Genomic DNA, 8,431 nt, shown 5'->3' with positions numbered 1-8,431 from the left:
GGCTCGAAGGTCACGATGCGCTCCTGCAACGCCGCCACGTCCACGTATCTGTTGAACGTGTCGATAGCCAGTCGAATCTTCTTGGGATTATCGGCTGTGATGCGCGACTGAATGGCCCCGATAGTTGTGGTAGTGAGGAACGTACCGGTTTGCACGGCCAGAATGGGCACCACCGTTTGCAGACCCTCGATGAGCCGCAGAATCGGCGGGTCGGGCTCCAGCCCCCCGGTGAGCACCAGCCCGGCCACCCGCGGGTAGTTGGCCGACGCATTGGCTTGCAGCGCAATCAGCAGAATATCGGCCCGGTCGCCGGGCGTCACGATAAGCACGTTTTCGGCAATGCGGGTCAGGAAGTTGGGCACCTGCATGGCCCCGGTAATGAAGTGGTCGACTTGGTTAGTTAGCTGCGCTTCCCCAAACAAGAGCTTGCCCCCCAACTGCTCCTGAATCTCCTTCATCGAGGGGTTTTGCAGGTTCTTGTCCGCCGGCAGTATCGTCAAAATGATTTCTTCAGGTAGTTGCGCTCGCAGCAAACTGCGCACGTCTTCCACCTGCTCAGGGCTGATTTTGTTGGCTACCAGCGCCAGCATCTGCACCTCGCGGGCCTCCACGTTGCGCCACACCGTCAGGGCCGTGTTCACGAGCTGCGCCATGGTTTTGCCCGCCCCCGATATCACCATGATAACGGGCGCCCCGAGGTTTTTGGCAATGGACAGGTTGGCGTCGAACTCGAACGCCGTGCCTTCGCCCACAAAGTCGCTGCCTTCTACCACCGTGAAGTCGTAGCGGTCTTCCTGCGTCTTGAACTTATGAATTACCGTGTCGATGATATCGCCCTGCCGGTCGGCTTCCATCAGGCGCATGGCTTGGGGCCGGGTGTAGGCGTAGGTTTCCTCGTAGGGAATGGGCAGGTTGAAGTAACTGAGCACCGTATCGATGTGCACGTCTTTTTTATCGGCGGCCGGCGCATTGATGATGGGCTTGAAGTAGCCGATTTTTTGCGCTTTGCCGAGCAGCATATCCACTAAGCCCAACGCAATCAAGGATTTGCCGCTATGCGGTTCGGCGGACGCAACAAAGACAGTCTTGGTCATAAGGAGGCAGGTATAGCCTTTCCTACGGATAACAGCCGGAACAGGCTGCACGGTATCAGTATTCACGCAGTGCCTCGGGGTAGGCGCCGCAGAATCTCGCAGTGGTCATCAAACAACACCCCGAGGCACTGCGTGAAATAAATTCCAACAATTCTATCCCCTATTACGAAATATTCGTAGTATTACGAAAAGATCGTAATGACTATGGAACGACTCACTGAACCCGAAGAAGAAGCTATGCAGGTGCTGTGGCAGCTCAACGGCGGCTTCATCAAAGAAGTGCTGGAACTGCTGCCTGAGCCCCGGCCGCCTTACACCACCCTGGCGTCCAAGGTCCGCAACCTGGAGCGTAAGGGCTACCTCAGCAGCGAGAAGCTCGGCAATACTTACCGTTTCACGCCCGCCATTGCCGCCGAAGACTACCGCAAGCAGACGATGAACACGCTGGTCGGCAACTACTTCCGCAATTCCTACAAAGACCTGGTGTCGTTTTTCGCGCAAGAGCAGCACATCAGCGCCGAAGAGCTAAAGGATATCATCAATATGATAGAAAACCAAAAGCCCAAGCCATGATGCCGGATCTGCTCGTGTATTTACTGAAGGTGAATGCGGCGCTGCTGCTCTTCGTGGGCGTGTATTACGGGCTGCTGCGCCAGCTCACTTTTCATACCCTGAACCGGTGGTACCTGCTTGGGGCCATCGTCTTTGCCGCCCTGTACCCGCTGGTAGACGTCGCCGCTCTGTGGCCGCGCCCAGCAGTGCTCAGCGGTGACTTAATCGTTTGGCAATCAAATTGGATTAGTCAGTCGGCACCTACCACAAGGCCAGTCGACTACTATAGTTGGTTGATGGGGCTTTACTGGTTTGGGGTGGCCCTACTAGGCGCCCGGCTGCTGGTGCAGGGTTTGTCGTTGCGCCGGCTGCACCAACGTTCCGTGCCTGCCAATGGTTTACCGTTCCGGCCGATTACGGAATCTGTCAAGCCGTTTTCCTTTTGGCAAACTATCTACGTCAATCCCACGCAGCACCGCCCGGCTGAGCTGCCGGCTATTCTGCAGCACGAGCAGGTGCACGTGCAACAGTGGCACACGCTGGATGTGCTGCTCGGCCAGCTGCAACGGGTGTTCTGCTGGCCGAACCCGGCGGCCTGGCTGCTGCTGCGAGCCTTACAGGAAAACCTGGAATTCATTGCCGATCAAGCCGTACTGCAAACTGGCCGGGTCGATAGTAAACAGTATCAATACAGCCTGGTGCAACTCAGCACTCTGGCGCAGGGCCCGGCGCTTGTTACCCCGTTCAATTTTCATCCTCTCAAAACGCGTATCAAGATGATAAATAGCCAAAAAACGTCGGCCGTACACGCGGCCCGCTACCTGCTGGTGGCGCCACTCGTGGCCCTGCTTCTACTAGGCAGCTGCTCGAAAACCGAGCAGGAACAACCTGTGCAGCCCGCTGCAACAGGAGTACAGAATATTGTTGAAAACGCACTCTACTTTGTAGATGGCGAGAAATCCACGAAGGAAGCCGTGGAGGTATTGCAGCAAGATGCTAGTGCTATAGCTACCATGAATGTACTCAAAGGCAAATCAGCCACCGAGCAATTCGGAGAGGCTGCGGCCGCCGGCGCTATTATTATCACCACCAAGGCCAACCAAAACTCGCCGGCGGTAGCGGCCTTCAACAAGCAACATAGCCCGACCATAAATCAGGCTGATGCTTTAATACTCATTGATGGTAAAGAAGCCACTGCCCGCACCTTGGAGCAGCTACCCAAATCTCGCATCAAGGAAATGAGTGTGCTGAAAGGCGCGGCGGCCGAGGCGCAATACGGTGCCAAGGCTCATAACGGGGTGATAGTCGTTACCACTGGCGCGGAAGGAGCCGGAGGGCTTAACCAACTACATGAACGCAACGGCACGATTAACATCACAAAGTAATAACACTACAACAAAACGCCGCCCTTTGCACAAGCAAAGGGCGGCGTTTTGTTGTAGTGTCACCTGTTCTATTCTCCGCGGCGGTAGGGCCGAAACGTGTTGGCTGAAGCAGGCGCTATCAAGGTCCCAATACCGCCGTGCGCGGCAAAGAAGCTGCTAATGGCTGTTTCCAGGGCAGCATTATCATTTAAGTCGGTGTCGAGGAGCACGTCGTGCTGGTCGAGAGGGGCAGGCAAGGTGCTGAGGCGGCAGCGGGCTATGCCAAATGGGTGCTCAGCGTAGAGGCGCGTGCCATCTTGTGCGGCGTGGGCATGGCGGTAGCGCCAGGTAGTGCTGTGGGCAGTGCTGGAACGGCTACTTCTTTCGGTGCCTGCTGAAGGCTCGAAGCCCAAGCTCAGCAAATAATTTTCTGTCATTCCGCTAGTTACGCATATTCTGGCCGGTAACCCGTGAAGCGCTAACCAGCATAAGCACGGCCCTTGAATGGGTTGGTGCCAGACCTAGCAGCAATTGTCAGCTAGCTCGGAGAGGAAAGTGGCTGCCTCGCTTATTAGGCCAAAGAAGCTAATCCCGCTTCTCGCCGATAGTCCCAAAAAAAGTTACACAAAAACAGCGAGAACAGACGAGTAGAACGTACTCTTCTGGCTATATTGCAAGATTACTGGTGTACTATGATTTCTACTGTTCGCCCTGAAGTACTTCTTTCAGTCATGCACCGATCCGACCTCGACATATTGGTTGGACGTTGGAGCCATCAGCCGCAAGCAGCCCAATTGCCCGCGGCTTACGATCAGCTCACCCGGGAGGTGCTGGCCTGCGGCTGCCGGGCTTGGCTGCAGGACATTCGTAGCCGCACCCTCAACGACCCCCACACCACGCAGTGGCTGCTAACCGAGTACTTTCCGCAAATGGCCCGGCAGTTAGGCGGCCGTTTGGTAGTAGCATATCTCACTAGCCCTACCCTCATGGAGCTGATTGTCAACGGACCGGGTTACAGAACTCCTGGCGCGTATACTACCGAGCCTTATATAATTGCGTTTTTTGACAATGAAGGCGAGGCCTTGGCATGGCTGGAAAAGGAGCGTGACCGTTGAGCTGTTTCTAATTCAAACTGGTCTCATACTGTCAGTTGCGACTCGCTTATTTTATGAAATAAGGTATTGATAGGAAGTGCTTTATATAAGAAGCGAAAAATTTGTTTCTATAAAATGTCCGGCGATACATTTCATAGGAATACGATGAATCAGGCAAGGAGAAAGCTGATTGAAGTGTTTCAAGAAATCAACTTTCAATATATGCAAAGAGGCTTTAACTGAACGATAACCTCACTCCGCCCGTAATGAGGGAATATCTATTCCGCGTTGAGCGGTTCGTTCCCCATGACTACCTCTGCACCTCTCGACTATTTAGACCTGAATTATCGCGCAGACTTAGGCCTAGTTACGGCCCGTTGGACGCGCCCGGTTACTTCCTCTGAGTTGCGGTCCGGCTACCAAACCATCCTGCAGTACGCCGCAGACTGCTCCGATTGTCGCTACTGGCTAATAGATTCGCGCCGCCGGTTGGAGGTAGATATCCGCGACGTACACTGGCTCACGGAAGTGTTCTACCCAACGTTGCGCAACCATCTGCACGGAGTCGCATTTCTTGCTTTTCTGGCGGCACCTTATCAGCTAGGCTGTCCGCAAGACGATAGCATACCCACCTTGCCCCATACCCACAGCGACAACTGCTCCCTCAGCCAGTTTATTGACGAAGGCGCTGCCGTACATTGGCTGGTAGCGCAAGGCGCCCGCCCAACAGTGCAGCAGGTGGCCTAAGCTGCCAGCTTACCGGCTACTCATACAAGTTCTGCAGATCGGCGGCGGCTAGCTCCACCAGAAACTGACTTATGTTGGCGCAGACTGCGGCCAGAAAAGCCGCGCCCTTTTCGGCGGTAGCGGCGGCGGGGTTGCCTACGCCCGTGTCGGCCGTTACTTTGCTCCACTCCCGTTGGGCCCAGGCCCATTCCCGTAGCGCTTTGATGCGGAACTGCCGGGCGGCTCCATTGCCGGCTTCTGACAACGGACGTACCAAATGCGACGCTATGTGCAGCATCATGCTGGTTTCCATCTCGTCGGCGTGGTCGCCGGGGGCGCTGAAAAACTGGTTGCGCTCAACAACTTTAAACAAGGTGACTGTGGAAAGAAACACGCTCGGAAACTCGGCCTGTAACTCCCGTAGAATCTGCCGGAAGTCGTTGCCGCCGTGCCCATTCAGGACTACCAGCTTCGGAATGCCCTGGCGGGCCAGCACCTGCACTAAGTCGCGCAGAACAGCTAGTTGCGTGCTCGGGTTCAGGTTCATATCGAGCGTGATGTCGAGCTGGCCGGTGTTTACCCCAAACGGGATAGTAGGCAGTACGATCACCTTGGCACCTTGCTCCCAGGCCAGACGGGCGGCTTCGGCTGCTACGTAGTCGCATTGAAAGTTGTCGGTAGCGTAGGGTAGATGGTAATTATGGGCCTCGGTAGCGCCCCAGGGCAGTACCACTACCTCGAAGCCAGTGTCTTTAACAAGCTGCCAGTTGGTTTCAGCTAAGATGTAGGGGCGAGGTGCCATGGGGTAGGACGTGAAGAAACCGACAAAGTGAGCCTGCAACTACAGTATTTTCTTTAAATCCATCAACGCTTCGATGCGCAGAGGAGCTTCCTCAACGGGAACTTCACCAAATCCATAGGTGGCAAAAATGAAAGGAATGCCACTCTTCTGGCTGGCCTCGTAGTCGCTGCGGGTATCCCCAACATACACGGGCGCCTGCAGGCTGTACTGCTCAATAACTTCCAGGATGTTCTGGAATTTAGGTAAGCTTTTGGTGCCGAAACACTGATGCCCTTCAAAGTAATTCGCCAGTTGGCTGTGCTGGAAAAAGGCTTCGATGTAGCCGCACTGGCAATTACTAACAATGAAGAGCCGGTAGCCCTGCCCGGTAAGGTAGCGCAACGCCTCTTCTAGGCCCGGATACAAATTGCCCCCGTACTGCTTTACCCCGCCTAGTTCGTGCCGAGCACATAATGCTTTAAACTCTTGCCGCCGGTCGGGAGGCAGGGTCGGAAACAGCCGGTCGTATACCATCTCAAAGGGCTGACCGGTTACGGCCTGCACATCGGCTGTTGTGATGTCGTGCTCTATGTAATCAACGCTATTTTTAGCAGCTTGAAAGCCTTTTGTAACGGATTCAGTGGCATTCCAAAGAGTGCCGTCAAGGTCGAAGATCACACTATCAAAGCGTTGGGTCATGGGCTAGGTAATTGAGATTGGAAAAGGCACATCGAAAGCTGTACTCAATTATCCGAACGCCGATTAGCAAGCCCAAGTTGCGGCGTCACTGCGTTGCGCTCCAAGGCTGGTAGTAGAACGAAGTGCCTAGTTGTAGCCTAAACCTTGGTCAAGTAGATTGGCGATGAGTTGGCTCCATCTAAGCTTTGAACTGGCTCTCCAACTCCTGACTACTATGAATGGCAGGAGATTTCCGGAGGCTTTGCAGGAAATAAGATCAGAGACTAAAAGCAACTTATGTGATATAGTTAGAAAATAAAGTGATTTTAAAGATTATTATATTATTTCATTGTGATAATAAGTAATTTGCTGGCGCAAGCTGGTTGGGTTGGATGATGCGGCCTTAGCTAAGATATGCAAGAGTGGTTAAAATCTTCTTACATCTTACTTATGTACAAAATAGTTTTACTGTTTTTCTGTGCTCTTTTCCTCCTATTGGATGTGGAGCCAGTTCAAGCAAGGGAGGTAGACGATGCAGCTGTTGAGGCAGAAAGCAGTGCGTATCCTAAAGTGCCGCGTCCCAATTACAAGCGCTACCGGGGTAACAGCCGCAGCAAGAGTAAGCGCCTAGGCCTTTTCCGCCGCCGTGCCGCCCGCCGGAAGGCCAAGCGCAAGCAGACTGCTAAGCCAGCTCCACGCAGAGGCGTGATTTCGGTAGACGAACCAAAAGGGACAATGCCGAAAAACCAATAGCCTTGGCAACCAACTCAAGTAGGTAATAAGCCTTGCCAAACTTCAGCCGCACTTGTTCAAAGCAAGTGCGGCTGATTTATTTCGGAAGGAACTACTATCCTTATCCACCTAAGCAAATTGCCTAACATAAGCACACTCTTGACTGGTGCTGCATCCCAAAATTGGTTGGCTGGCAATACAGCATTCCTAAGTTGGGACTGAGTGGGAGCTAGCAATAAATGTTAGTGCTAATATGTTGGCTCTTAAGCACTTGTTAAAACCACGAACTTGCCCTTTCTTGTTGAGGTTACTTATCTTTAATGTTCAATAACAGAATAGAAAGGATAGTTCCAGATGAATGTCTATTGCTTATGGGTAAAGTTATAATATAAGTCTATTCTTAAAATGAGCCATAATTCTTGCTTTTAGATTAATATAGTATATTTACTATAATTACAAGATTCTGTTAGTCAGTTAATTAGAAGATAAATTTTGATATCCATGTTATTGGCAACTAAATTGTAAAGTAATCAGCATAACCTGTTAATGTTAATTTCGTCCATGAAGCACACTTACATCTCTCAGCCAATTTGGGTACGTGCGGCACTGATTTTAGTTCTATTGTTTGGTTGCCTTACTGTTAAGGCAGCTCCTCCTACCTCTGCGGAGGTATCAGCATCAACTACGGCTTTCCTAAAACGGTTTGTTAACAAGGAAGGCGAAGTTAATTACAAGGCGATTAAGCGCGACCCTAAGCAGCTTGATGCTTTACTCGAAGAGATTGCCTCATTCGACATGAAAGGCGCTTCGCAGGCTGACTTGTACGCTTTCTATTTGAATGCCTACAACATGCTCGTTATCGGCGAGATTATAGGCAATTATCCGCTGACGTCGGTGCGGGAGATGCCGGGCTTCTTCGATAAGAGGACTATGCTCGTAGGTGGCGAGAAGATGACGCTCGACGAACTAGAACACAACAAGTTGCGCAAACTTTACGACGACCCACGCTTGCACTTTGCTTTGGTGTGCGGTACGGCTAGCTGCCCTCGCCTAAGCCGCGAAGCTTACATGGGGAAAGCCTTGTTCACGCAACTCAATGACCAGACCCGCCGCGTATTGCAAGACCCAGCTTTTGTGAAAGTGGATGCCGAGGGTAAAACCGTAATGCTCTCCGAAATCTTTAAGTGGTACGAGGCTGATTTCGGAACCAGCGGCAAGACCGGCGTAGCTTACGTCAACCAGTTCCGGGCCGATAAGCGCGTCCCCACCTGGTTCACCATGGACTACTACGCCTACGACTGGCGGCTAAACGACCAAAAAGCTGAGGAAGCCAAAAAATAAGCGTTGCTAATAAGGCAAACGCAACACTGCAAAACCGGCCGGCGAAACCAAGCAGTAATGCTTGGTTTC

Annotated in this window: 9 protein-coding genes; 5 read left to right on the top strand and 4 right to left on the bottom strand. The window is 52.6% G+C overall.

Annotation, left to right across the window (positions count from 1 at the left end; genetic code table 11):
* On the bottom strand, positions 1 to 1,094 hold a 1,094-nt coding region (locus VF639_RS09860; RefSeq protein ID WP_331145729.1), incomplete at its 3' end, for a phosphotransacetylase family protein.
* Positions 1,095 to 1,298: 204 nt separating this feature from the next.
* Here VF639_RS09860 and VF639_RS09855 point away from each other — a divergent pair.
* Positions 1,299 to 1,667: a BlaI/MecI/CopY family transcriptional regulator gene (locus VF639_RS09855; RefSeq protein ID WP_331145728.1), complete on the top strand. Its 369-nt coding sequence runs from the start codon at positions 1,299 to 1,301 to the stop codon at positions 1,665 to 1,667.
* On the top strand, positions 1,664 to 3,031 hold the full coding sequence (locus VF639_RS09850) for a M56 family metallopeptidase (protein WP_331145727.1): 1,368 nt from the start codon (positions 1,664 to 1,666) through the stop codon (positions 3,029 to 3,031). The genes VF639_RS09855 and VF639_RS09850 overlap by 4 nt, the downstream gene beginning before the upstream one ends.
* Before the next feature lie 68 nt (positions 3,032 to 3,099).
* Here VF639_RS09850 and VF639_RS09845 read toward each other — a convergent pair whose 3' ends face one another.
* Complete coding sequence (locus tag VF639_RS09845; protein ID WP_331145726.1) at positions 3,100 to 3,447, bottom strand: hypothetical protein; 348 nt, start codon at positions 3,445 to 3,447, stop codon at positions 3,100 to 3,102.
* Positions 3,448 to 3,741: 294 nt separating this feature from the next.
* On the opposite strand from VF639_RS09845, the gene VF639_RS09840 reads away from it, so the two are divergent.
* A complete protein-coding gene (locus VF639_RS09840; RefSeq protein WP_331145725.1) occupies positions 3,742 to 4,125 on the top strand; it encodes a hypothetical protein in 384 nt (127 codons plus the stop codon).
* A 285-nt stretch (positions 4,126 to 4,410) separates the two neighbouring features.
* The gene (locus VF639_RS09835) at positions 4,411 to 4,851 is read left to right on the top strand and encodes a hypothetical protein (protein WP_331145724.1); all 441 of its coding nucleotides are present in this window, start codon (positions 4,411 to 4,413) and stop codon (positions 4,849 to 4,851) included.
* A gap of 16 nt (positions 4,852 to 4,867) precedes the next feature.
* Here the strand turns inward: VF639_RS09835 and VF639_RS09830 are convergent, their stop codons facing one another.
* Together VF639_RS09830 and VF639_RS09825 are read right to left on the bottom strand one after the other, a co-directional pair.
* A complete protein-coding gene (locus tag VF639_RS09830; RefSeq protein ID WP_331145723.1) occupies positions 4,868 to 5,632 on the bottom strand; it encodes a creatininase family protein in 765 nt (254 codons plus the stop codon).
* A gap of 39 nt (positions 5,633 to 5,671) precedes the next feature.
* On the bottom strand, positions 5,672 to 6,310 hold the full coding sequence (locus VF639_RS09825) for an HAD family hydrolase (RefSeq protein WP_331145722.1): 639 nt from the start codon (positions 6,308 to 6,310) through the stop codon (positions 5,672 to 5,674).
* Positions 6,311 to 7,582: 1,272 nt separating this feature from the next.
* Between VF639_RS09825 and VF639_RS09820 the strand changes: the two genes are divergently transcribed.
* Positions 7,583 to 8,362 (top strand): DUF547 domain-containing protein, encoded by a 780-nt coding sequence (locus VF639_RS09820; RefSeq protein WP_331145721.1) that lies wholly within the window; start codon positions 7,583 to 7,585, stop codon positions 8,360 to 8,362.
* Positions 8,363 to 8,431: the final 69 nt, after the last annotated feature.

It is taken from the genome of Hymenobacter sp. (genome assembly GCF_036387835.1).
In the GTDB taxonomy this organism is placed as follows: Bacteria; Bacteroidota; Bacteroidia; order Cytophagales; family Hymenobacteraceae; genus Hymenobacter.
This window is presented reverse-complemented; position numbering and strand designations above follow the sequence as displayed.